At 64.6% G+C, this 24617-nt stretch carries 23 protein-coding genes; 13 read left to right on the forward strand and 10 right to left on the reverse strand.

Annotation, left to right across the window (positions count from 1 at the left end):
• Positions 1–12 precede the first annotated feature (12 nt).
• Positions 13–1773, forward strand: a complete 1761-nt coding sequence (locus HK108_RS01720) for a VanW family protein (protein WP_229663901.1) — start codon at positions 13–15, stop codon at positions 1771–1773.
• A gap of 33 nt (positions 1774–1806) precedes the next feature.
• Here the strand turns inward: HK108_RS01720 and HK108_RS01725 are convergent, their stop codons facing one another.
• On the reverse strand, positions 1807–2892 hold the full coding sequence (locus HK108_RS01725; RefSeq protein ID WP_139907636.1) for a GNAT family N-acetyltransferase: 1086 nt from the start codon (positions 2890–2892) through the stop codon (positions 1807–1809).
• Positions 2893–3082: 190 nt separating this feature from the next.
• On the opposite strand from HK108_RS01725, the gene fdxA reads away from it, so the two are divergent.
• The 3 genes from fdxA to HK108_RS01740 all read left to right on the forward strand — a co-directional run bounded on the left by fdxA (position 3083) and on the right by HK108_RS01740 (position 6052).
• On the forward strand, positions 3083–3409 hold the full coding sequence (fdxA, locus tag HK108_RS01730) for a ferredoxin (protein WP_181270426.1): 327 nt from the start codon (positions 3083–3085) through the stop codon (positions 3407–3409).
• Between the two features lie 3 nt (positions 3410–3412).
• Positions 3413–4534: a succinyldiaminopimelate transaminase gene (dapC, locus tag HK108_RS01735; protein WP_172169106.1), complete on the forward strand. Its 1122-nt coding sequence runs from the start codon at positions 3413–3415 to the stop codon at positions 4532–4534.
• 234 nt (positions 4535–4768) lie between these two features.
• Positions 4769–6052 carry a citrate synthase gene (locus HK108_RS01740; protein WP_101544913.1) on the forward strand — a complete coding sequence of 428 codons (1284 nt, stop codon included), beginning with the start codon at positions 4769–4771 and terminating at the stop codon, positions 6050–6052.
• Between the two features lie 609 nt (positions 6053–6661).
• Here the strand turns inward: HK108_RS01740 and dapD are convergent.
• On the reverse strand, positions 6662–7606 hold the full coding sequence (dapD, locus tag HK108_RS01745) for a 2,3,4,5-tetrahydropyridine-2,6-dicarboxylate N-succinyltransferase (protein WP_139907645.1): 945 nt from the start codon (positions 7604–7606) through the stop codon (positions 6662–6664).
• Positions 7607–7647: 41 nt separating this feature from the next.
• Between dapD and dapE the strand changes: the two genes are divergently transcribed.
• The 6 genes from dapE (at position 7648) to HK108_RS01775 (ending at position 12494) form a co-directional block, all read left to right on the forward strand.
• Positions 7648–8814: a succinyl-diaminopimelate desuccinylase gene (gene dapE, locus HK108_RS01750; protein ID WP_172169109.1), complete on the forward strand. Its 1167-nt coding sequence runs from the start codon at positions 7648–7650 to the stop codon at positions 8812–8814.
• Between the two features lie 5 nt (positions 8815–8819).
• The gene (locus HK108_RS01755) at positions 8820–9683 is read left to right on the forward strand and encodes an LOG family protein (protein ID WP_181270427.1); all 864 of its coding nucleotides are present in this window, start codon (positions 8820–8822) and stop codon (positions 9681–9683) included.
• On the forward strand, positions 9680–10579 hold the full coding sequence (gene folP, locus HK108_RS01760) for a dihydropteroate synthase (protein WP_219922129.1): 900 nt from the start codon (positions 9680–9682) through the stop codon (positions 10577–10579). Before HK108_RS01755 ends, folP begins: the two co-directional genes overlap by 4 nt.
• A 35-nt stretch (positions 10580–10614) precedes the next feature.
• On the forward strand, positions 10615–10950 hold the full coding sequence (locus tag HK108_RS01765) for a DivIVA domain-containing protein (protein WP_181270428.1): 336 nt from the start codon (positions 10615–10617) through the stop codon (positions 10948–10950).
• A complete protein-coding gene (locus HK108_RS01770) occupies positions 10947–12182 on the forward strand; it encodes a hypothetical protein (RefSeq protein WP_139466935.1) in 1236 nt (411 codons plus the stop codon). The genes HK108_RS01765 and HK108_RS01770 overlap by 4 nt, the downstream gene beginning before the upstream one ends.
• Positions 12183–12323: 141 nt before the next feature.
• Positions 12324–12494, forward strand: a complete 171-nt coding sequence (locus HK108_RS01775) for a DUF3117 domain-containing protein (protein WP_064485784.1) — start codon at positions 12324–12326, stop codon at positions 12492–12494.
• Between the two features lie 79 nt (positions 12495–12573).
• On the opposite strand, the gene HK108_RS01780 is transcribed toward HK108_RS01775, so the two are convergent.
• Together HK108_RS01780 and HK108_RS01785 are read right to left on the reverse strand one after the other, a co-directional pair.
• Positions 12574–13209 (reverse strand): O-methyltransferase, encoded by a 636-nt coding sequence (locus HK108_RS01780; protein ID WP_139466936.1) that lies wholly within the window; start codon positions 13207–13209, stop codon positions 12574–12576.
• A 36-nt stretch (positions 13210–13245) separates the two neighbouring features.
• Complete coding sequence (locus tag HK108_RS01785; protein ID WP_139466937.1) at positions 13246–13578, reverse strand: MGMT family protein; 333 nt, start codon at positions 13576–13578, stop codon at positions 13246–13248.
• 79 nt (positions 13579–13657) lie between these two features.
• Between HK108_RS01785 and HK108_RS01790 the strand changes: the two genes are divergently transcribed.
• Entirely contained in the window at positions 13658–14113 is a 456-nt protein-coding gene (locus HK108_RS01790; protein WP_139466938.1) for a twin-arginine translocase TatA/TatE family subunit, read from the forward strand.
• Between the two features lie 85 nt (positions 14114–14198).
• Here the strand turns inward: HK108_RS01790 and HK108_RS01795 are convergent, their stop codons facing one another.
• The 4 genes from HK108_RS01795 to HK108_RS01810 all read right to left on the reverse strand — a co-directional run bounded on the left by HK108_RS01795 (position 14199) and on the right by HK108_RS01810 (position 18641).
• Entirely contained in the window at positions 14199–15620 is a 1422-nt protein-coding gene (locus tag HK108_RS01795) for a polysaccharide deacetylase family protein (RefSeq protein WP_139466939.1), read from the reverse strand.
• A 4-nt stretch (positions 15621–15624) separates the two neighbouring features.
• Positions 15625–16746 (reverse strand): Mrp/NBP35 family ATP-binding protein, encoded by a 1122-nt coding sequence (locus HK108_RS01800; protein WP_181270429.1) that lies wholly within the window; start codon positions 16744–16746, stop codon positions 15625–15627.
• 69 nt (positions 16747–16815) lie between these two features.
• The gene (locus tag HK108_RS01805; protein WP_229663902.1) at positions 16816–17364 is read right to left on the reverse strand and encodes a DUF1003 domain-containing protein; all 549 of its coding nucleotides are present in this window, start codon (positions 17362–17364) and stop codon (positions 16816–16818) included.
• A 2-nt stretch (positions 17365–17366) separates the two neighbouring features.
• Positions 17367–18641, reverse strand: coding sequence for a magnesium transporter MgtE N-terminal domain-containing protein (locus HK108_RS01810; RefSeq protein ID WP_181270430.1), 1275 nt, complete (start codon positions 18639–18641; stop codon positions 17367–17369).
• A 216-nt stretch (positions 18642–18857) separates the two neighbouring features.
• On the opposite strand from HK108_RS01810, the gene HK108_RS01815 reads away from it, so the two are divergent.
• Positions 18858–20783 carry a calcineurin-like phosphoesterase C-terminal domain-containing protein gene (locus HK108_RS01815; protein ID WP_181270431.1) on the forward strand — a complete coding sequence of 642 codons (1926 nt, stop codon included), beginning with the start codon at positions 18858–18860 and terminating at the stop codon, positions 20781–20783.
• Positions 20784–20893: 110 nt separating this feature from the next.
• Here HK108_RS01815 and HK108_RS01820 read toward each other — a convergent pair whose 3' ends face one another.
• Positions 20894–21985, reverse strand: a complete 1092-nt coding sequence (locus HK108_RS01820) for a P1 family peptidase (protein ID WP_181270432.1) — start codon at positions 21983–21985, stop codon at positions 20894–20896.
• Complete coding sequence (locus HK108_RS01825) at positions 21985–23511, reverse strand: aminopeptidase P family protein (RefSeq protein WP_181270433.1); 1527 nt, start codon at positions 23509–23511, stop codon at positions 21985–21987. Before HK108_RS01825 ends, HK108_RS01820 begins: the two co-directional genes overlap by 1 nt.
• Before the next feature lie 78 nt (positions 23512–23589).
• On the opposite strand from HK108_RS01825, the gene HK108_RS01830 reads away from it, so the two are divergent.
• Complete coding sequence (locus tag HK108_RS01830; protein WP_139466944.1) at positions 23590–24447, forward strand: PHP domain-containing protein; 858 nt, start codon at positions 23590–23592, stop codon at positions 24445–24447.
• Positions 24448–24617 lie beyond the last annotated feature (170 nt).

Consider the following 24617-nt stretch of genomic DNA (forward strand, 5'->3'; position numbering starts at 1 on the left):
ACCCTCGGGAGAATGATGCCGACCAATACCCTGTCCGATGGAACCTCGAACGCAGGCGGGCCCGACCCGTCCGGCAGCGCTGTCCGGAAGAAGTCGGTCTGGCCCTTCATCCTCGTGGCCGTCGTCGTGCTGGCCGCCATCTATGTGGTGATCGGCTTCTTCAGCGGTCGTATGCTCGCACCGGGGACGACCGTGGCCGGAATCGACATCGGCGGCAAGTCCGCGACAGACGCCGAGAATACACTGCGCAACGACCTGCGCGATGACGCGGAGAAGGACATCGTCTTGAAGGCCGGAGAACCGACGGCGAAGCTCGACCCGGAGAAGGCCGGAATCACCTTCGACGCGGAAGCGACAGTCGAGCGCATCACCGGCTTCAGCCTCGACCCCACCGTCATCTGGGACCGCCTGTTCGGTGAGGACGAAGGCGATCCCGTCATCGAGGTCGACGAGGAGAAGTTCGACAAGGAAACCGCGAAGGTCACGGAATCCCTGGCCGTGGATCCCAAAGACGCCGAACTCGAGTTCGACAAGACCACACCGAAGGTCAAGGACGGCAAGAACGGCCAGACCGTCGAGACCGCCGCCGTGCGCACCGCCGTCGACGATCATTGGCTGCGCACCGAGGATGCTCTCCCGGTCATTCCGACGAACGTCGATCCCGATATCACCACGTCCGAAGCCGAGGACATGGCCGACGGATTCGCGAAAGACGCCGTGAGCAAGGACCTCACGATCACGGCGAAGCCCGGGAAGGATGCGGATTCGAAGGTCAAGGGCGGTGACCTCACCGTGTCTCCGAAGACCGTCGCGAAGACTCTGACGTTCAAGGCCGAGGACTCGAAGCTCAAGCCTGTCTTCGATCAGGAGGCTTTGCAGAAGTCCGTGCTGGCCGCGAACAAGGACATCGGGCGACCGGCCGAAGACGCGAGTTTCGAGATCAAGGACGGCAAGCCCGAGGTCGTGCCCTCCCGCGATGGAATCGGGATCAAGGCCAAGGAGCTGACCGGCGCGGTCACCGATGCCATCAACGGCAAGGAGGACAAGCCCACGGTCACTCTGGCCTCGGTCAAACCCGAGTTCACGACGAAGGACGCGAAGAAGGCCGATGTCTCCGACACCGTGTCACACTTCTCCACCGGCTACAGCTCCGAACCCAACCGCGATACGAACCTGCGAGTGGCTGCGAAGAGGGTCTCCGGCACCGTTCTCAAACCCGGTGAGCAGTTCTCCCTCAATGAAGCTCTGGGCCAGCGCACCGCCGCAAACGGCTACAAACCTGCCGGCGTGATCTCCGAAGGGCAGATGAAGGAAGACTACGGCGGCGGCGTCTCGCAGGTGTCGACGACCCTGTTCAATGCGGCGTTCTTCGCCGGCTTCGAACTCGACGAACACCAGGCGCATTCGCGCTATATCTCCCGCTACCCGGAGGGCCGCGAGTCGACCCTCGACTGGTCGTCGATCGATATGAAGTTCACGAACAACTCGAAGACTCCGGTCGTCCTCGACATGTACCTCAAAGACGGAGAGGTCCACGCGAAGGTCTTCGGCGTCAAGAAGTACGATGTGTCGGCCGACGCCTCGGACCGGTTCAACCACACGTCACCGGGGTCGGTCACCGAAAGCGGGCCTTCTTGCTCCCCGCAGTCGCCGAAGGGCGGCTGGTCGATCCGGATCACCCGGACCATGAAAGACATCGCTTCGGGTAAGACCACGAAGGACGGCTTCACCACGGTCTACCGGCCGGTGAACAAGGTCGAGTGCAAGGGCTGAGCCCTCCCCGCTGGATTCCGGCCGGCTGACCGGTCAGCGTGCTTCGGCGTACCAGGACCGGTGACGCACTGCGGCTCCGAGAGAGGCGAAGAGGCCCAGTGATGCCTCATTGCTCGACTCGACGTCGACGAGGTAGGACCTGACCCCGCGCTGAGCGAGCAGTGCTGCCGCGGCTGCGGCCACCGAACGTCCGGCACCGCGTCTGCGCAGATCGGGACGGGTGATGAGGTTGGTGATGACACCCCATTTGCTGCGCTCGACCACCCTGCAGGCCGCCACCATAGTCCGGGACCCATCGGGATGCTCGGCGTAGGCGGTGACGAACTCACACGGCTGATCGGCTTCGATGAGCGTCTTGAACGCCTCAGCTGAACCCGGTTCCTCACCGGGGTTGCGCTGCGACGTCCATGCGGCGAAATGCTCGGAGGTCGGGGCATCGGAGACGTCGACGATCAGTCCGGCCGCGGCCGCCTCGGCGGGGGAGGATGCACCGCCGGCTGCCTCTGCCGTGGCGCCTGTGAGCAGAAGTGTGGCCTCGGAAGGGGTGTAGCCGCGAGCCGAGAGCAGGGGAGCGAGCCCCTCACATTCGGGTGCCAGCGTCGAGGAATCGTCAGCGGAATAGATCTGGACGCGGCTCGGCCTGCCTCGGGTCCGATACCACTCCTCGACGGCATCGAGTCCCTGTTCCCACCCGAGTCCGGTGTCGGTCACCGGCAGGCAGGAATTGGCGCGCCGGGTCGCTGATTCCGAATGCCGCAGCAGCCAGCCCTTCTGCAGCAGGCTGACCTCGGCGGCCGCCTCGGTGCCTTCGTTGCGCAGATTCTCCACGTGCAGCCAGGACACGTCGTGAGGAAGCCAGGCGGCGGCCGAGATGCGCCGCAGATCCACGGCGGAGACGATCTCATGCGTGCGCCCGGCCTTCGTCGGAGCCGGGGGCACCTCGTGGACGAGGAGGATCTGGGCGCGAGCGATGCGCAGGGGACCGCGCTTCGTATCGATCTCGAGCCCCGCCTCGTCGACGGCTGTGACGACGCCGAGGGCATCCGACGTCGAATGGGTGTCACCGGGTGCGAGCGAATACCGCACGACCACTCGTCTGCCGGGCTGCAGATCGTCCACTTCTGGCCTTCCTCCGCGAAATTGATGCCCTCCCACCCTATGACACGCGCGCCCCGGTCGGGTGCAGGCGTGGTCAGGGATGTCAGATGCAATGCGAATCACTTGAGACCGGTGGTCACGGGAATCGGGCGAAGGCGTATTGTGGGATGTATATGCGCACCATCTGTGAGTCTTTCGAGGAGTCAGCCCAGTGACGTACATCATTGCCCAGCCCTGTGTCGACCTCAAGGACAAGGCCTGCATCGACGAATGCCCCGTCGACTGCATCTACGAGGGCGAACGCAGCCTGTACATCCACCCCGACGAATGCGTCGACTGCGGTGCGTGCGAACCGGTGTGCCCCGTCGAGGCCATCTTCTATGAGGACGATGTGCCCGATGAGTGGGAAGAGTACTACAAGGCCAATGTCGAATTCTTCGACGACCTCGGTTCGCCCGGCGGTGCCGCGAAGCTCGGCAACACCGGCAAGGACCATCCGATCGTCTCCGCCCTGCCGCCGCAGAACCACGACGACTGACCGATGACGAACGCCTTCGGACTCAACCTCCCGGACTACCCCTGGGACCGTCTCACGGAATACCGCAACCGGGCCGCCGAGCATCCCGACGGAGTGTGTGACCTCTCCATCGGCACTCCGGTCGACCCCACCCCCGAGGTGATCCGGCGTGCGCTGTCGGACGCAGGGGATGCGCACGGCTACCCGACGACTGCCGGAACCGCACAGCTTCGTGAAGCCATCGCCTGGTGGTACGAGAACTGGCACTCGGTTCAGCTCGATCCCGCCACGGAGATCCTGCCGACTGTGGGCTCGAAGGAGCTCGTAGCCTGGCTGCCGACCCTGTTGGGACTGCGCGAGCGAGGACTGGCCGTCGCCTGTCCCTCCGCTGCCTACCCGACCTACGAGATGGGTGCGACGATCGCTGGCGTCGAATGCCGCCGTCTCGACGCCGCGCAGATCGTCGACGGCGAGTCATTGGACGGTGTCGGTCTGCTGTGGATCAACACGCCGAGCAACCCGACCGGTGAGGTCCTCGACGTCGACACCATCGCCGAGGTGGTTCGCCGTGCTCGTGCCGCCGGAGTCGTCGTCGCATCGGACGAATGCTACGGACTGCTCAATTGGGAATCCGATGAGCCGGCGCCGAGCGTACTTGCAGCCGCGGGGGAGTCGAATGCCGGTGTGCTGAGTGTGTACTCGATGTCGAAGCAGTCGAACCTCGCCGGCTACCGCGCGGCGTTCGTCGCCGGTGACGCCGAGCTCATCTCCGATCTCACCCGCTCACGCAAGCACGCGGGAATGATCGTGCCGTTCCCGATTCAGGAAGCCATGGTCGCCGGACTCCGCGACACCGAACACGTGCTGGCGCAGAAGGAGACCTACCGGTCACGACGCGAGCAGCTGCGAACTGGTCTCGAAGAGTACGGATTCCGCATCGACCATTCGACTGCCGGTCTCTACCTGTGGTCGACCGCGGACAAGAACTGCTGGGAGTCCCTGGCTGACCTTGCCGAACTCGGCATCGTGGCGGGTCCCGGAGAGTTCTACGGAGCGGCGGCTGCCGACCATGTGCGGATTGCGCTGACCGCCACCGACGAACGCATTCGAGCCGCGGCCGAGCGTCTTCGGGCCGCCGCGAGATGATTACGAGGGCGGGGCACGGTGCGAGGAAGTCGACGGTTTCCGAGCGTCCGCTAAGTTCCTGCTAAGACTTCATGCAGGGCGAAAAACTGTTATCTGCCCTGGTCAGACGTATTACCAGCCAGTAAATGAAGCGTGCAGTGATTTTCTGATTCCCGCAGTTGTCGGTAGTCTTTGAAAGAACTGTGCAAAACACCTCAGGAAGTTCTTGGGGTCGGTCAACGGTGAGGAGATCGAATGACTTCGGAGGCGAACCTCAGGATCGCTGATACGGAGCTGACACTGCCCGAGGTGTCAGCAACAGCGGGCAACAACGGATACCGTATCGGTTCTCTGCTCAAAGAGACCGGCGCGGTCACATACGATCCAGGGTTTGCCAACACTGCAACCACCTCGTCGTCCATCACCTACATCGATGGTGACAACGGTGAGCTGCAGTACCGCGGTTACCCGATCGAACAGCTCGCGGAACAGTCGAACTTCGTCGAAGTCTGCTACCTCCTCATCTACGGTGAGTTGCCGACTCAGGAACAGTACGATGCCTTCGACGCTCGCCTGCGCGGACACACCATCGTCCACGAGGACCTGCGGCGCTTCTTCCGAGCGTTCCCGTACGACGCTCATCCGATGCCTATGGTTGCAGCTGCCGTCGCGGCTTTGTCGACGTTCTACCAAGACGACCTCGATGTCTTTGACGAAGACCAGATCGACACCTCGTCGTTCCGTCTGCTCGCGAAGATGCCGACCATCGCGGCACTTGCGCATCGGAAGAACATGGGCCTGCCGGTCATCCACCCGGATAACTCGCTGAGCCTCGTGGAGAACTTCCTGCGAGTGAACTTCGGCGTTCCCGCTGAGGAATACGAACCGGATCCGCTGGCGGTCAAGGCCATGGATCAGCTGTTCATCCTCCACGCCGATCACGAGCAGAACTGCTCGACCTCGACGGTTCGCCTCGTCGGCTCGTCGCAGGCCAACGTGTTCCAGTCGATCTCGGCCGGCGTCAACGCCCTGGCCGGACCGCTGCACGGCGGCGCGAACTCCGCAGTGCTCGAGATGCTCGAGCAGATCGCGGCCTCCGATGACGGACCGAAGAAGTTCATGGAACGCGTGAAGAACAAGGAAGACGGCGTCCGTCTCATGGGCTTCGGTCACCGCGTGTACAAGAACTACGATCCGCGCGCGAAGATCATCAAGAAGACGGCTGACGAGGTTCTCGCGCGGTCCGGCGGCGACCCGCTGCTCGAACTGGCTCAGCAGCTCGAAGAGATCGCGCTGGCCGACGACTACTTCGTCGAGCGCAAGCTCTACCCGAACGTCGACTTCTACACGGGCCTCATCTACAAGGCTCTCGGATTCCCGACGAATATGTTCACCGTGCTCTTCTCGGTCGGTCGCCTGCCCGGCTGGATCGCCCAGTGGCGCGAGATGATCAAGGACCCCGAGACGAAGATCGGCCGTCCCCGACAGATCTACACGGGCGAATACAACCGGAACTACAAGGACATCAGCGAACGCTGAGTCCCAGCGGACGCAACGGCGTCGGAGCAGATTCGTCTGCCCGGCGCCGTTGTGCATTCACCTGCCCGGCACAGTCGTAACTGCCCAGGTCCGTCCCGCGCCGTTGCCCTTTCCCCCGCACCGGCTGCGCTGTTCCGCGCTGCCCTTTTCACAGGTGCATTTCTCCGGCAGGCCTCCCGTCGCCAACATGTCCTCAGCGTGGGCCTTCGTTCGCCATCCCGCACCGGTAGTGCCACTATGCGCCGGTGGTGGCTTCTCCTACACGTGCTTGGGCATGCGTCACCGTTGGTGCCACAACCTCCTGCAGGAACGGGGCGTTATGGCACGCGCGAGATGTTTTGCCTCAAGCGGAGTGATTTGCGACGAGCCATGGTGGATGCATGCTCGCAGGCGAGGCAGATGCGTGCGTGTTCGCTAGGACTGCAGCGATGGGGCGCGTTATCGGAGGAGTGAATGCGCTGAGGGCGCGTCCACATGATGTGAACGCGCCCTTGGCTGCTCTTCGCAGGCGATTCGGCTTCCGCCTCACCGTCAACAAGGTGCCCTCATCTTTCCAGCGAACGGCAGGTCGGTCGATGAGACCCGTTTCGCCGGTCGCCGGAGGCTGACTCAGTGGAGGTCGGGGTTGAGCTCGATGCCCTTTGAGTCGCGAGCGATCGCCTCGACGGTGCCGGTGACCGAATTGCGGCGGAAAAGGATGTTGTTCTTCCCGCTGAGCTCGGCGGCCTTGACCACGGCATCGTCTTCGCCAGGGACCGTCACGCGAGTGCCTGCAGTGATGTAGAGACCGGCTTCGACGATGCAGTCATCGCCGATGGAGATGCCGACACCGGCGTTCGCGCCGAGGAGGCTGCCCGAGCCGATGGAGATGCGGTGCGTGCCGCCGCCGGAGAGCGTACCCATGATTGAGGCTCCGCCGCCGATATCCGAGCCGTCTCCGACGACGACGCCCTGGGAGATGCGGCCTTCGACCATGGCCGAACCGAGCGTCCCGGCATTGAAGTTCACGAAGCCTTCGTGCATGACGGTGGTGCCGGGAGCAAGGTGAGCGCCGAGGCGGACACGGTCGGCGTCGGCGATGCGCACGCCGGAGGGGATGACGAAGTCCGTCATCCGCGGGAACTTGTCGAGCCCGTACACGGCAACAGGGCCGCGGGCGAGGAGCTTGGCGCGAGTGGCCTCGAAGTCCTCGGGGGAGCAGGCGCCGAAGGAGGTCCACACGACATTGGCGATATGGCCGAAGATTCCGTCGAGGTTGACGTCGTTGGGGGTCACGACGCGGTGGGACAGTGCGTGCAGACGCAGGTAGGCGTCGGCCGCCGAGGCGGGACCGGCGTCGAGATCGATCGTGGTGGTGACGACCTCTGAGCGGGTGCCGCGAGCCTCATCGGTGCCCTCCAGGGCGTCGAGACCGTCGTCGGCGGCGCGAGCGGTGGCGGCCGCCTCGGCGGTGTCGTGGGTATCGCCGGTGCTCAGTACCGGGTACCAGACGGAGAGGACGGTGTCGGAATGGATCGTGGCGAGTCCACGTGCGGAAACGATGCGTTCTGTCATGCCTCAAGCCTAGACGGTGGCGCCGTACTAGGCTAAGAGACATGACTGTCGATCCATCTGCTGAGACTGATGCCATATTCGCGCCCGTCGGCGACCTCGGCGAGTACCTGTTCGCCGCGGTGGGTGACCCGGCCGAACTCACCGGCCGACTGTGCGCCATCGAATCCGTGTCCGGGAACGAAACCGTCCTCGCCGATGCCGTCGTCGCTGTGCTGGAGAGGATCAGCGCGGGTCCGGGACCGGACCTGGAGATCCTCCGCGACGGAGACACCGTCATCGCTCGCACGAACCTGGGGCTGGCCGAGCGCATCGTCGTCGCCGGCCACCTCGACACCGTTCCCGTCGAAGACAACCTTCCGCCCGTACGCACCCACATGTCCGGAGACGACTACCCCGATGACGAGGTCATCTGGGGGCGGGGTGCCTGCGATATGAAGGCCGGAGTGGCGATGCAGCTGTCCACCGCGGCCGCGCTGACCAGTCCGAACCGCGATGTCACTTGGGTCTTCTACGACCATGAGGAGGTCGATGCCTCACTCAACGGACTCGGCCGCGTCTCCCGCAACCATCCCGATTGGCTGGCCGGTGACTTCGCGATCCTCGGCGAACCCTCGAACGCCTCCGTCGAAGGCGGCTGCAACGGAACCATCCGCGTCGACGTCACCACCACCGGAGTCCGGGCCCACTCGGCCCGTGCTTTCATGGGTGTCAACGCCATCCATGCTGCCGCCGAGATCCTCACCCGGCTCGCCGAATTCGAGACGGGCACCGTCACGGTCGATGGGCTCGACTACCGCGAATCCCTGTCCGCCGTGAACATCCGCGGGGGAGTCGCCGGCAACGTCGTGCCCGACGAGTGCGTGGTGTCCGTGAACTACCGCTTCGCTCCGAGCAAGTCGGCCGCCGAGGCGGAATCCTTCCTGCGCGAGCTCTTCACCGGATTCGACGTCGTCGTCACCGATGCCGCCGAGGGGGCCCGCCCCGGACTCGACCGGGCGATCGCCCAGGACTTCATCGACACCCTCGGTCTGTCCCCGGCACCGAAGCTCGGCTGGACGGATGTGTCCAGGTTCAGCGCCCTCGGCGTTCCGGCGGTGAATTTCGGTCCCGGCAACCCTCTGTACGCCCATAAGTCGGACGAGCATGTGAGAGTCACCGAGGTGGAACAGGCCACCGCAACTCTGCGCAGCTACCTTCAGGGCCGGTGAACGAGATGACCAGAGCGACAGACGACGTCGATGGCGAGCTTTCGAGTGCTCCCGGGCGCCTTTCCGCCGACGATCAGACAGGCGACCGGGGAGACGACCCAACAGGTGACCCGGGCTTCTACAGCAAGGGCCCGCTGCGGCTGAGCGGTGACCAGGTGCCGGCGACGACGACGGACCAGCGCCTCCTCGAATCGAAGTCGGGCACCGACTGGGTGCATGAGGACCCGTGGCGTGTCATGCGCATCCAAGCCGAGTTCGTCGAAGGATTCGGCTCGCTGGCCGAGATCGGACCGGCAGTGTCCATCTTCGGCTCAGCCCGTCTGAAAGCCGGCACCCAGGCCTATGCGGACACCCGCGAGATCGCTCGCCGCATCGCCGAGAACGGTAATGCGATCATCACCGGCGGGGGACCCGGAATCATGGAGGCCGGCAACCTCGGTGCCTGCGAGGGCGGGGGAGTGTCCATCGGGCTGGGCATCGAGCTGCCCTTCGAGACCGGACTCAACCAGCATGTCGAACTCGGCGTGAACTTCCGCTACTTCTTCGTCCGCAAGACCATGTTCCTCAAATACTCGCGCGGATTCGTCGTCATGCCCGGAGGCCTGGGCACTCTGGACGAGCTGTTCGAAGCCTTCACCATGGTCCAGACCGGCAAGATCACCTCATTCCCGATCGTGCTTTTCGGGACCGACTACTGGCGCGGGCTCGTCGACTGGATGCAGAAGACCCTTTTGGCCGCGGGGACGATCAGCGAAACAGACCTGAACATGTTCACCCTCACCGATGACCTCGACGAAGTCGTCGCCGCGATCGGACCGGGACACGGCCAGGACTCGGCCGCGGCGAATCCTGCGAACGGTCGACCATGAGGGGCGACATCTCATCAGTGCCGGAGGGCGAACGGTTCGATCTGGCCCGGGCTCGGCCCGGAACCCCGGCGATCATGGCCGTGATCAACCGCACCACAGATTCGTTCTACGAATCCGCCGCCACCCTCGACGAGGCGATCACGGCGGTGGAGGCGGCCGCCTCGGCGGGTGCTCAGATCGTCGATATCGGGGGAGTGCGCGCCGGCCGCGGACGGGAGATCTCCGTGGCCGAGGAGATCGACCGCGTGTGCCCGACCATCGAAGCAGTCGCAAGGTCCCACCCGCACGTGCTCATCAGCGTCGACACCTGGCGCCATGAAGTGGCCGAGGCTGCCTGCAGGGCCGGTGCGGGACTGCTCAACGACACCTGGGCCGGGATCGACCCGAAGCTCGCCGAGGTGGCCGCCCGACATGATGTCGGCATCGTCTGCTCCCACACAGGGGGATTGGATCCGCGCACCGACGCCCACCGCAACCGCTATGGCCTAAAGGCCGGTGACGTCGTCGATTCCACCTTGGCAGGCGTCATCGACCTCGCCGAGGCGGCGCGTGCAGCAGGGGTGCGCGAAGACCGGATCATCATCGATCCCACTCCCGACTTCGGGAAGAACACGTACCACTCGCTTCGTCTGCTGCGTGAACTCGACCGATTCGCCGCCACCGGCTATCCGGTGCTGCTGGCGATCTCACGCAAGGATTTCGTCGGTGAGGCCATCGGTGAGGTCGCCCCGTCGGACCGGCTGTACGGAACGATCGCCGCGACCGCGCTGGCCGTCGAGAAGGGAGCGGCGATGATCCGCACCCACGATGTCAGGGCCACTACCGACGCCATCGACGTGACCGTGGCGATCACCGGCGAAGCGGCGCCGAGACACACCGTGCGCGGACTGCGCTGAGCCTTCCGTGCAGGCGCCTATGCGAAAATGGGGGCATGCCTCTGTGGATTGTCATCGGTGTCGCAGCTGCGGTCTTCGTCCTCGTATTCGTCGTCGCAGCGACCTTCAACGTCTTCTCCTCCGAAACCGTCGACGAGGCCGAAGAGAGCTGGACCGGGCTGCCGGCGGAGTTCACCGTCAAGGACCTGGAATCGGTGCGGTTCCGGCCCGCGCTGCGCGGCTACCGGATGGAAGACGTCGACGCGGCCATGGCGATGCTGCGGGCACGCCTGAGCGAACTCGAAACCGCAGCCGCCCCCGCCGAGGCGGCATCGCCCACCAGAGCGACAACCTCACCTGACGGACCGGAAACGGCTGCCGGACCACGATGAGCCGCCCCGCAGACCTCCCCGGAATCACCCTCGCCCCCGAAGTCTTCGACTCCTCCCGTTTCAGCCGCCTCGGCGCACTGTTCATGGCTCTGCCCGTGTGGCTGCAGGCCGTGGCAGTGTACTTCGCCTCCCGCGTCGTGAGCATGTCGATCTTCGCCGCAGTCCTCAAACGGCAGGACCCGGCGAACTGGTCGTCGTCGCCTGTGACGACGACGCTCAATGACTTCCTCAACTTCTGGGACGGCGGCTGGTACGGGCGCGTCGCCGATGAGGGCTATCCCCGCATCCTGCCCGTCGACGAATCCGGAGCGGTCGCGGAGAACCAGTGGGCGTTTTATCCGCTGCACCCCTCGATCGTGTCCACTCTGGCCGACCTCACGGGGCTGAGCTACGAAGTCATCTCGCCGATCGTGTCCACGATCGCGGCCGGTCTGGCCTCGATCGTCATCCTCCACCTCTTCCGGAAGTACGTCGATGCCGGTCAGGCGCTGATGGGCCTAGCGCTCGTGATGTTCTTCCCACCGGCCGCGATCTTCTCCACCGGCTATGCCGAATCACTGACCCTCCTGCTGCAGGCGTCGGCGCTGTTCCTCGTCGTCGAACGCCGCTATCTCACGGCGATCCCGGTCGTCGTCTTCATGGATCTGTCGCGGCCGATCGGCGTGGCGTTCTCGTTCTTCATGCTCTTCCACCTCATCGACCGCTTCCTCCGCCGCCGCAGCGATCCGTATCCGACCGGCGAGGTGATCCGGTCCTGGGCCCTGGGTGTGCTCTCCTGCGCAGCGGCCCTCATCCACCCGGTCCATGCCTGGTGGGCAACCGGATCGCTGACGGCCTATACCGACACCGAGGCGGCCTGGCACACCGGCGAGACCACGTTCGTCGTCCAGTGGGTGGCTCGGTCGATCAGCCTCATCGGTCCGCTCGGTCCGGTGCTTCTCGTCATCGTCGTCGCCGGAATGCTCGCGTTGATCTTCTCCCCGGCGGGAGCGCATATGGGACGGACACTGCAGCTGTTCTGCCTCGGGTACGGCCTGTATCTGCTCATCTTCTTCAATCCGCAGACCTCCACCCTGCGTCTGCTGCTGCCGTTGTTCCCGCTGGCCCTGACGTTGTCGCTGGTGCGCTCACGAGGCTATCGGGCCGCGATGCTGGTGGCCTATATCCTGCTTCAGATCGTATGGGTCGCCTACCTGTGGCACTTCACTCCGCCGGCCGATCTGCCGCCGTGATCGCCTGCTGATCTGCCCCCGTCACCGTCCGTTGGGCGGGAGAGTTACCGGGAACGCGCGGATCATGGAATAATCGTAGGTACATCATTCGGTCCACCTGGTGTGAACCGTCTTTGAATGACAACGGAAGGAAGAGCCCATATGGCAGCCCAGAAACCCCGCACCGGCGACGGACCTCTGGAAGTGACCGAAGAAGGCCGAAGCATGGTGATGCGGCTTCCAGTCGAAGGCGGAGGCCGTCTGGTGATCGAACTCAGCAGAGATGAAGCCACCGGACTCCACGACACTCTCGCCCAGACGCTGGGGCTCTGAGCCGACGGCCGCAGAACACGGCCGGACGGAGACGCACGAACAGCAGAGACTTACCTGTAAGTCTCTGCTGTTGTTGCATTCACCGGGTCTTCTGCAGCAGCAGCAGCCCTTCTCCGATGGGCAGCAGAACCCGTTCGAGGTGCTCCTGTTCGGCGATGCGGTTGAGCATGCTCCGTGCCGCCTGAGTCCGGGGACTGCGATCGACGGGATCGGCGACGGCGCCCTTGAGCAGAGTCTTGTGGATGACCAGCAGGCCCTGGGCATCGAGCAGGCGGAGAGAGGGTTGGATCATCCTCTCAAGGCTGCCCGGCTCCACGTCGATGAAGACCATGTCATAGGCCGAAGGCGCGAGACGTTTGAGCACCTCTTCGGCTCGACCGCTCATCAGACGCAATCGCCCCGGCCGGATTCCTGCCATGTCGGCGAGGTCACGAGCTGCGCTCTGGGTCGTCGAATTCGTGTCGATCGACGTCAGTATCCCGGCGGTCGGCATCCCGCGCAGAAGTGACAGCGTCGACGTTCCCACACCGGTGCCGACCTCGACGGCCGCGACCGGTGTGAGCAGTCGGGCCAGCAGCGTCAGCGTCCTCGCCGTGGTCTGCGACACCGGTGCGATCCCGAACTCATGAGAGTGGGTGCGAGCGGCGTCGAGCAGCGGATCGGGACCGTTGTACTGTTCCGAGAAGGTGAGATCACCTGCATTTTCGCGTGCCAACCGGCCCCTCCCTTCTGGTGCTGAGTTCTCCCAAGTCTAACTGCAATCGGGGTCGATTCCTTGGTTGCGCCACAGTCGATCGAGTTCATCGACTTCGAGGAATGCCGCGCGTTCGACCCGCTCATGTGAATGCGGTGTGCCCTCCTCTTCCCAGTGGATGCGGGCGCGGGCGAAGATCTCGGGCGGCAGGATCCCGGCCGCGTTGACGACTCGCCACCAAGTGACGTTCGATCCGAATTCCCTCATCACCCGTCCGACATAGCGGGGTGAGCAGTCGGCAACGGCGCCGACTGTCCCGTAGGCGACGACGCGTGCGGCGGGTACGAGTTCGATGATGCGCAGCACCCGTTCGACTGCTATCTCGTCCACTGCACCTCCCGGCAGCGGGATGTCGAACCTGAGCTGACCATGAGTCGATGCTACCGCCGTCCACGGTAGACTTGAGACCATGTTCGGTATCAACGGCACCGAAATGGTGATTCTGGTCGTTGTGGCGTTGGTCGTCATCGGACCCAAACGCCTACCCGAATACGCTCAGAAGCTGCGGGACTTCGTGCGGCAGATGCGTCGCATGGCCGAAGGCGCGAAAGACAGCGTCCGACGCGATTTCGGCGACGACTTCAAGGACGTGGACTGGCAGAAGCTCGATCCGCGCCAGTACGATCCCCGCCGCATCGTACGTGAGGCACTCGTCGAAGAGGATGCAGCCATCCGCGAGTCCAAACGTCAGGAACGGGCCTCTGAAGAATTGTCATCCGCTGAGTCCTCCGGTGCTGCCCTGTCCACTGAGACCGACACCGGGGCGACCCCTACCCGGGAGAAATCACCCATCGAACGGTTCCAAGCTCAGATCGACCAGCGCGACCGTTCCGCTGCGGCACCGTTCGACCCCGAAGCCACCTGAGCCGCCCCCGGAACCCACCTGGGGTTGGGGCCGACGGCGTCTGTTGGGAATGTTGCATTCCCACCTCCGTGCAAGCGTCAGTGGCTCAGTTCTTCATCACCGCGGGATGTTCGGGATTCGAGCACAGCTCATCGCCGTAGCCGCGGCAGAAGTACGACCCGCCCTTCTTCCATTCGATCCCGGAGAAGAGCTCGCGCACGGTCACTGCGTAGAGGCCCTTGTCCGCCACGGCCGAGAACACCTCCCGAGCCGCCTTCGCGGTCGACGGATGAATGGAATGCATGAGCACGATTGATCCGGGCCTGGTCAGAGACTGCACACGTCGGACCGTCTTCTTCGCATCTCTGTGCTGCCAATCTCCGGTATCGACGTCCCATATGATCGCAGGGCCACCCAGAGCATGTGCTGCGCGTTTGTCGAGGGCACCGTACGGGGGACGGACGAGAGGTTCGTCCTTCACTCCGACCGATCGCAGTGATCTGTCCGTCCGGTCGAGCTCTCTGCGGATCGTCGCCGAGGAGGTCTTGTCCATCTGGACATGCGAAAACGTGTGATCGTCGACTTCATGGCCGGCGGAGATGATGCGCTCGGCCACTTCGGGGAAGGCAACCGTGTTCTTCCCGAGGAAGAAGTAGGTCAGACGGATGTTCGCCTCATCGGCTGCGTCGAGGATCGTCTGTTCGGTCTTCGCCTCTCCGGGACCGTCGTCATAGGTCAGCGCCACACAGGGCAGCAGCGCGCAGGAGAAGTCGGGGGAGCGCAGATCAAACGGCTGCGGCAGTTCGAGACTGCTGTGCAGCGCCTTCTGGACACGGACGCCGATGGAGGACAGATCGGTGTCGGAGACGGCATCGTCATTGATCGTCAGCGTGCCGGTGTCATCGGCTCCGACGGCGGCCGGGTCGACCGGTGCGGCGAAGAGCCGGCGGGCATTGACTGTGCTGTCGTGGGCGAGATCGGTCAGCAGCAGCCTTGTCTGCGGATGCGGCGACTGAACATCGATTGCGGTCACGACGAATTTCCCGCCGCTTGCCAACACCCGAGTGCTGATGTCCACAGCACGCGGGTCGACTCGAGACGCAGGAGCGTCATCGATGCTGGTCTGGGCTGGTGTGAAAGCCGTCGCCGGCCACCTGTGGACAGGGGCTGTCTGAACGGGGTCGAAGGCAGCGCGGTCGGCGAAGCCTCCGGAACCGTCGATGAGAGACAGCACATGTTCTTCGATCGCCGCATTCAACGAGGCGGCCGTGGGCAGACCGAAGGTGTGGACGTCCAGTCGCGGCGTGCGTTCGTCTGAGACGAGCGCGTAGCTGCGCAGCACTGCGGAGAGAGCGTCCCGGTTCTCGGCGGCGATCGTTCGCTGCGCGGATTCCACCGGCCGTCCGGGGGTGGGGTCATCTCGAAGAGCAGTGACGACAGCTCCGGCCAAGAGGACGAGAGTGGTCAGAGCGCTGAGGCCGACGAAGGCAGAGTAGACGAGGGTATCGCGAGGGGAGAGAGGAGACACCGACTCAGACCGGGCTCAGTCCCAAGGACCTGCCGGACAGGCCGCGACTGCGTCGCCGCAGCGACTCCGCAAGGGTGTCGAAAGCCCTCGCCGCAGGCGAATCTGGACCGCCGAGCACGACCGGGGTACCCGCGTCCGAACCTTCCCGCAGACGAGTGTCCAAGGGGATCTGGGCGAGCAGTGGAACCTCCTGGTCGAGGGCGGCGGCGAGGTTCTCGGCCACGCTGGCACCTCCGCCGGAGCCGAACACCTCCATCCGAGTGCCGTCGGGCATCTCCATCCATGACATGTTCTCGATGACTCCTGCCAACGTCTGCTTCGTCTGTGTGGCGATGGATCCCGCACGTTCGGCGACTTGGGCGGCCGCCGACTGCGGTGTGGTGACGACGAGGAGCTCGGATCCGGGCAGCAGCTGAGCCACGGAGATCGCAATATCACCTGTGCCGGGAGGCAGATCCAGCAGCAGCACGTCGAGGTCGCCCCAGAACACATCGGTGAGAAACTGCTGCAGAGCGCGATGGAGCATGGGACCGCGCCAGACGACGGCCTGGCTCGGCGGGACGAACATGCCGATGCTCATCACCTTCACGTCATGGGCGACCTGGGGCAGGATCATCTCATCGACTCGGGTCGGCTTGCCGGAGAGACCGAGCATACCGGGGATGGAGAAGCCGTAGATATCGGCATCGACGATGCCGACACGCAGGCCCTTGTCCGCCAGGGACACGGCGAGGTTCGCGGTCACCGACGACTTTCCGACTCCGCCTTTTCCGGACGCGATGGCATAGACCTTCGTCAGCGATTCCGGGCGATTGAAGGGGATATCGCGGGTGCCGGAGCCCTGCAGCTTCTCCTTCATCTCCTTGCGCTGTTCGGGGGTCATCGTGCCCAGAACGACAGCCACCTCGGCGACCCCGTCGACACCGGCCACCGCAGCCTTGGTGTCTTTGGTGATCGTGTCCTTCAGCGGGCACCCGGCGATCGTGAGGAGAACTGTGACGGTGACCTTGCCGCCTTCGATCACGATCGACTCGACCATATCGAGTTCGACGATGCTGCGGCGGATCTCAGGGTCGATGACCCCGGTCAGCGCCTCTCTCACGGCGTCCTCAGAGGGACCAGTCATGCCCACGTCCTTTCCTTCCCGGAACAGTGCTCCCGGGCCCTCAACACTACCGCTTCGGCGGTCGTCTCGTCATCCGCCTCGAGGGCCGCCTCGGCGCTTTTCGGAGGCCCGGGGATCGACCTTGTCGGTCCCGTTTTCGTCCTGTCTCTCCTCCTCGAGCTCCTTGAGCAGATCCTTGAGCTCGGAGCGGATGAAGTCACGAGTGGCGACCTCGCGCATGGCGATGCGCAGCGCCGCCACCTCTCGTGCGAGGTACTCGGTGTCGGCCAGGTTGCGTTCGGCGCGCTGCCGATCGTGTTCGAACTCGACGCGGTCCCGGTCGGTGCTGCGGTTCTCCGCGAGCAGGATCAACGGCGCGGCATAGGAGGCCTGAAGGGACAGGATGAGGGTCAACAGGGTGAAGTTGAGCGATCGCGGGTCGAACTGCCACGATTCCGGCAGCAGGGTATTCCACAGCAGCCACACCGCACAGAACACCGTCATCCCGACGAGGAACGCGGGAGTGCCCATGAACCGAGCGAAGGCCTCGGCTCCGCGTCCGAAGGTCTCGGGGGAGACGGTGAAGCTCGGCAGTCGGCGCTTGCTCGACCGCGGGATCTCGAAATCATCGACGGCCATATCTACCCCCTGCTGCGATCGTCTCGACCGGTGGTTCGCCAGTCCTCGGGCAACAGCTCGTCGAGGACGTCATCGACGGTGACCACACCGACGAGGCGATCGTTGTCGTCGGTGATCGGCACCGACACCAGATTGTACGCGGCCAGCAGCTTCGCCACCTCGCCGAGCGGAGTCTCCGGCGACAGCGGTTCGACCTCGGTGTCGAGCATGATGCCCACGGCCTCGTGCGGCGGATGGCGCAGCATCTCCTGGATGTGGACGAGACCCAGATACTTGCCAGTCGGGGTCTCTACCGGCTGCCTGCAGACGAAGACCGCGGCAGCCAGCGCCGCAGGCAGGTCTTCCCGCCGGACATGGGCCAGCGCCTCGGCGACAGTGGCTTCCGGGGTGAGGATGACCGGTTCGGTCGTCATCAGACCGCCGGCTGTGTCATCGTCGTACGCCAGAAGCGTACGCACATCTTCGGCCTCATCCGGTTCCATCAGAGTCAGGAATCGTTCGGCCTGTTCATCGCTGAGCTCGCCGAGGAGGTCTGCCGCATCGTCTGGAGCCATCTCTTCGAGCACGGTCACGGCTCGTTGGGTTTCGAGTCCGGTGAGGATCTCGATCTGGGTCTCGGCCGGCAGCTCCTCGACGACATCGGCAAGGCGTTCGTCATCGAGGGCACGGGCCACCTGGAGGCGGCGAGCGGCGTTCATCTCGAAGAGCACATCGGCGAGGTCGGCAGGCTTCGTGTCCTGATAGGCGGCGATGAGCTGAGTGGCTTCCTGATCGACCTCGGAATCCACAGGATGGTCGGCATCCGTCCAGTCGATCTGCTTGGTCTCGCCGCGGCGGCGGAACGCGGCGAAGGCGCTGCGTTCGGGCACACGACGCACGAACAGCCTGGTGACCTCCCAGTCCTTGTTCACCTGCTGTTCGATGCCGACGTCCTCGACGAGCACCGGTGAGTTGTCCTCGCGCAGACGCAGCCGTCGGTCGAGCAGGTCATTCATCACCAGGGTCTCGGATTCGCGCTGTTCGAAGCGGCGCATATTCACCAGGCCGGTCGTGATGACCTGGCCGGAGTCGATCGCGGTGACCCGGCCCATCGGCACGAATACGCGGCGACGGCCCGGCACTTCGACGACGAGGCCGATGACTCGCGGGAACTGCCGCATCGTCGCACGATAGACGACGACGGCGTCACGGACACGGCCGACCTGATCGCCGAGAGGGTCGAACACGGGGGCGGAGACGAGTCGGGCGACGAAAACTCTTTTCGGTGGACCACTCATGTTCTCAGACTACGTGGTGCATGGAGCTTTCAGTGATCGCCTCCACGAATTGAATCGAGATCACATTCGCGGGCGGTGAACGCAGTGGGCGTCGGGTTCCACTCGCCCACTTTTCCTATTCATCAAGCCGTCCTGTCTGCTTCATCTCGATGTCGCCCCGTCTCCCTAGGGTCATTTCTCGGCAGAACCCGCCATAGTCGAATACAGGAGAAATCCATGCAGACACGACGAATCCGCCCGCGCACCGCTGCCGCAGGCCTGGGAGCCTGTGCCGCGCTCTCGCTCTTCGCTCCGCTTCTCTCGCCGACCTCGGCGACGGCCGCGGACGCACCGGCTGAACTCTACGAGGGCCACGTCCAGGTCGACCGCGGCAAGGCCGCCGACCCGAAGAAGTTCACCGGTCAGGTCTTCGATGACGTGAACGAGAACTCGAAGCTCGACGGCGACGAGAAGGGAGTGGCCGGAGTCGCGGTGTCCAACGGCGTCGACGTCGTCCAGACCGACGGCGAGGGCCGCTACGAGCTGCCCGTGCGGGACAACATGACCGTTTCCATCACTCAGCCGTCCGGCTGGCAGGTTCCCGTCGATGAGGACAAGGTCGCACAGTTCAGCTACAACCATCTGCCCGAAGGGTCCGGTGATCTCGAATACGGCGGCATCGAACCGACAGGGGACACGCCGAAGGCCGTGAACTTCCCGATGGTTGAGTCGAAGGCCTCGGCAAAGGGCGAGCAGAACTGCCCGATCGCCTCCGACACCCAGGCCTATGACAAGACAGAGATGGGCTACGCCCGCGACGGAGCCGTCGGTGACCTTGCCGATCGCAGTGATTATGGGGCCTGCGGAGTGCTGCTGCTCGGGGACAACGTCGGTGACGACCTCAGTCTCAACGATGAACTGCGCGATATCTACTCCCAGATGAACGGACCCGTGCGCGTGGCCCCGGGCAACCATGACCAGGACTACGACGCGGTCGACGACGCTCACGCCCTCGACACCTTCCGTGACCAGTTCGGACCCTCTTACTTCTCCTACGACGTCGGCAAAACCCACTTCGTCGTCCTCGACAGCATCGAATACGAGGGCAAGGCGAACAAGAAGAAGTACAAGGAGAAGATCAGTCAGGATCAACTGACTTGGCTGGAGAACGATCTGAAGAACGTGCCGAAGAACGCACAGGTCGTCGTCGCCACCCACGCGCCCATTCTCACGCACAAAGAGGTCGTCGTCGACAACGCGAAGGACTTCTACGACGTCATCTCCGACTACCCGAACGCCGTGACCGTCGGCGGACACACTCACACTCAGGAGAACCTCGTCGCAGGCGAGACGAGGAAGGAATGGGCTGCAGCCGGGATCGAGAAGCTGCCGAACACGCAGATCGTCGCCGGTGCCGTCTCCGGCGACTGGTACTCCGGCGGCCTCAACGCCGACGGGCTGCCGTACTCATTCACTCAGGACGCTTCGGAACCGGGCGTGCTCACCCTCGAATACGACGGTGCTTCGCGCAGCGAACGCTACACCGTGCGCAACGAATCCGACGACCACCAGCTGCTGCTCGGCGTGAACTCGCCCGAGTGGCGCGACTGGGCGCAGAAAGCCCAGGACTGGCAGGACGCGGACAAGAAGGGCACCGCTCCGAAGGAGATCTCCGAACGCGTCGTCACCCGCGAGGACCTCAAGCAGGGCGAGACCTGGCTGACCTCGAGCTTCCTCGCCGGCACCTCGGACGCACGAGTGGAGGTCAGCTTCGACGGCAAAGCACCGAAGCGGTCTGAGCACACTCAGCCGGGCAAGGGCGAAGCTCTGGCCAAGGGCTGGGAGTACACCGATCCGTACACGGCATCTCAGAATCTGCGCACCTCCGGCAATGTGGGCCAGTCGAGCTCGCACCTGTGGCGGACCGAGATCCCCTCGAACCTCGACCTGGGCACCCACACCGCCGAGGTGACCGGAACCGACCGCTACGGTCGTGACTTCACCGAGTCGGTCCGGTTCACCGTGGTCGAGGATGAGGCCGCCGCGAAGACCGAATCGCAGAAGCTGCTGCGTCAGGATGGCTTCGATGCTCAGCAGAAGAAGGAAGTCCGAGACCCGAAGGGTCTCGACTCCGAAGAGGCTCAGTCGGCTCGCAACGACTGACAGCTGAAGAAGGAGCTGCAGCTTCGTGCGGCTGTCGGATGATGGCGCTTGGAAGCTGCGGAGAACTGAGAGGAGCGGGGCCCGCCGAACGGCGGGCCCCGTCTCCGTGATCAGAGAGCGTTGAACTCCGAGGTGAAATCCGGTGCGATCTCGCTCAGCGTCGGCGGCTGCCCCCACGAGCTGTCGACGGGTGTCGCCGAAGCGTGGGCGTCGAGGATCGCCAAGCTCAGCGCATCGGCCGCCGCCGCGGAGATCATCACGAGCTCTCGGGTGGCGGCGTCACGATCGGAGGGCAGATCCTGCGCTCCGGTGGCGATGCCGAAGACCGTGTCGCCGTCGAAGAGGGTGTGCGAGGGCCGCACAGCTCGGGAGATGCCCGCGTGCGCACCCGATGCCATCCGCGTGGTTTGCGCCGAGTCGAGGCGTGCATCGGTTGCGACGATCGCAATCGTCGTGTTCTTCGCAGCAGTCCCCGGGACCGGCGCTGCCGAGTCGGGGAGACTCAGCACCTTCGGCAGATCGAGGCCGATCGAGCGCAGCAGCGGGTCCAACCACAGACCGCCCGACGGTGTGCCGATCGTTCCCAGCGAATTCGCCACGACGAGCGCCGCGACCATGGTTCCGCTGGGCAGCCGGACGGCATAGGATCCGAGCCCTCCGCGCACACTCTGGAATCCGGACCGGGCTCCGATGCCTGCCCCGATGCTGCCTCGGACGTCGTCCGTCCGTCCGGACAGCGCCGCTCGTGTCGCCTCGGCGCCTTCATCCGGTCTCGGCGGTGCCTCGGAACCGTTTCCGCGGCCGAGGTCGAAGATCGCGGCGGCGGGAACGAGCGGAATGACCGCATCGGCAAGTCCGGGAGCAGGGAATCCGAGCCCCGCCTCGGCGAGGGTATCGACGACTCCGGAGACGGCACCCAGCCCGAATGCGGATCCGCCGGTGAGGACGATGGCATCGGCACCATAGGAATGTGTTCCCGTTGCGATGACATCGGTCTCACGGGTGGCGGGACCGCCCCCGCGGACATCGACGCCGATGGTCGAACCGATCGGTGGCAGCACGGTGGTGATCCCGGTCAGCCGGCTGTCGGTGAACTCACCGGCATGGCCGAGGCGGATACCGGGGATCTCGAGGACTCCGCGCCCGCGGAACGGGCCGGGTCGTGCCTCGGAGCCCGAACCGCGTGCGGTATCCGAGGTCATCAGCGGTCCTGGGCTCGGCTCTGCACCCAGGCCTCGATCTCGGCGCGGGTGCGGGGGAAGTCGGCCGAGAGATTCTCCACTCCGTCGGCGGTGACGAGGACGTCGTCCTCGATGCGGACACCGTTACCGCGGAACTCCTCGGGCAGGAGCAGGTCGTCTGACTTGAAGTACAGTCCGGGTTCGATGGTGAAGACCATTCCCGGTTCGATGGTCGCGTCCAAGTACATCTCCGCTCTCGCCTGCGCACAATCATGGACGTCGAGGCCGAGGTGATGACTGGTGCCGTGGACCATCCACCGACGGTGCTGCTGTCCTTCCGGTGACAGCGAAACGGCAGCGGAGACCGGCAGCACACCGAACTCTTCGAGACGCTTCGCGATGACCTCCATGGCCGCCTCGTGGACCTCACGGAACTTCACAGGACGGTTGGGGTGATCTGCGGCCACAGCGAACGCGGCATCGGAGGCATCGAGCACGGCATCGTAGATCTTCGCCTGCACCGGAGTGAAGGTGCCCGAAACGGGCAGGGTGCGGGTGATGTCCGCGGTGTAGAGCGAATCGGCTTCGGCTCCGGCATCGACGAGGATGAGGTCACCGTCCCGGACCTGACCGTCATTGCGGATCCAGTGCAGGGTGCAGGCATTGTTGCCCGAGGCGGCGATCGTGTCGTAGCCGATCCCGTTGCCGTCGGAGCGAGCGGCGGTCTCGAACGCGGTCTCGACGACACGCTCACCACGACGGTGTCCGAGTGCCTTCGGCAGCGCTGCCACCACGTTGTCGAAACCGGCGCGGGTGATGGCGACGGCTTCGCGCAGCTGCGCGATCTCGTGGTCGTCCTTGATCAGGCGCAGCTCGGAGAGCAGCTGGGCCAGTTCGGCGTCGCCTGCCTCGGATGTCTCGAGATCGGCCTGGACCTGGCTGCGAGCCAGGTCGATGACTCCGTCGATGCGGGCGTCGGCCTGTCGGACGAGGCGCACGGAGATGGCCCCGAGATCCTTCGTGATGGCGTCATCGACAGTGGCGGAGCTCTCAGTTGCGATGCCGGTCATGGTGGACATCGCTTCGAGATCGGCACGCGGTCCGACCCAGTACTCTCCGTAGCGGGAATCGGAGAAGAACTCCTCCGTATCGGCTCCGGCGCGGGGACGGAAGTACAGCGTCACATCGTGGCCGTCGCCCTCGGGTTCGAAGACGAGCACGGCGTCGGGTTCGGAGTCGGTTTCCAGACCCGTGAGGTGGATGAACGCGGAATGAGCGCGGAAGCGATAATCGGTGTCGTTCGAGCGGACCTTGAGTCCGCCGGCGGGAACGACCAGCCGTTCGCCGGGGAATGCCGCCGAGACCGCGTCCCGACGGGCAGGGGTGAAACCGGCGGCGGCGAGAGCCTCGGCGTTGAGGGGAGTGCGATCCCAACCGGAGGCGACGAAGTCGCGGAAGGCGGCGGAATTCGGGCGATGCGAGCGGTTGTTGACGCGGTCTGCGAGGTCCTGAGTCGAGTCTGGGGTATCTGAGTTGTGCTCTGTCATGCCGCCAGTCTAGACGGGCGGAGTGACATGGTGTGTACACGTGGAAGTCGGAACGACAGATGCAGATAGACTGTGACCATGGTCATCGATCTCCACGTGCACACCGCATTTTCGGACGGGACCCAGACCCCGTCCGAACTCATCTCAGAAGCCTCGATGGAGGGCATCGACGTCGTCGGACTCACCGATCACGACACCACTGCAGGTTGGACCCTTGCCGAAGATGCCGCCCGCGTCTACGGGCTCGGCCTGGTGAGGGGAATGGAGATCTCCTGCCGCTACGAGGGGATCAGCGTGCACCTGCTCTCCTACCTCCACGACCCATACGATACGGGGCTGGCCGAGGTCGTGCAGGAGACCAGGCGGGCGAGACTCGATCGCACCCACCTCATCATCGAACGATTGGCCGAAGACTATCCGATCGACATGGATGCGGTGCTCTCCGTCTCGGGAGAGGACGCCACGATCGGACGTCCGCATATCGCCGATGCGCTGGTCGCGGCCGGCGTCGTCGAGTCCCGCACCGAAGCGTTCTCGTCGATTCTGTCCAGCCAGGGAAAATATCATGTGTCCCTGCCGACGATCGATCCGATCACCGCGATCGGGCTGATTCGGGAGGCCGGGGGAGTCTCGGTCTTCGCCCATCCGCGCGCGGCCATGCGCGGTCGGGTCGTGCCCGATTCGGCGATGACCGAATTCATCGCCGCCGGTCTCGACGGACTCGAGGTCGACCATAGGGACAACCCTCCGCAGGAGCGAGAGGCGATGCGACGTCTGGCGCATGAGCACGACCTCATCGTCACCGGCTCCAGCGACTATCACGGCACGGGCAAACCCAACCGCCTCGGCGAGCACGTCACCTCCGACCATATGCTCGCGAAGCTGCTCGAGCGTGCGGCATCACGGCCGGGGGGCGTCGACTACATCCAGGGCTGAGCCCGGCTCCGATCTGCGCCAGCCTTCATCCGGCGGTTGAGATCGGCCGAGGATTCGGCGGACGCAGCGCATGCGCGTGATGGATGATGAAGCGTGCGAACATCATCGGTCACAGAATCGAACGGGATCAGGGCTCGAATCGAATGCAGGATGCACGAAGGGCCCCGCCG

Origin of the sequence: Brevibacterium sediminis (genome assembly GCF_013623905.1) — a bacterium.
GTDB classification, from domain to species: domain Bacteria; phylum Actinomycetota; class Actinomycetes; order Actinomycetales; family Brevibacteriaceae; genus Brevibacterium; species Brevibacterium sediminis.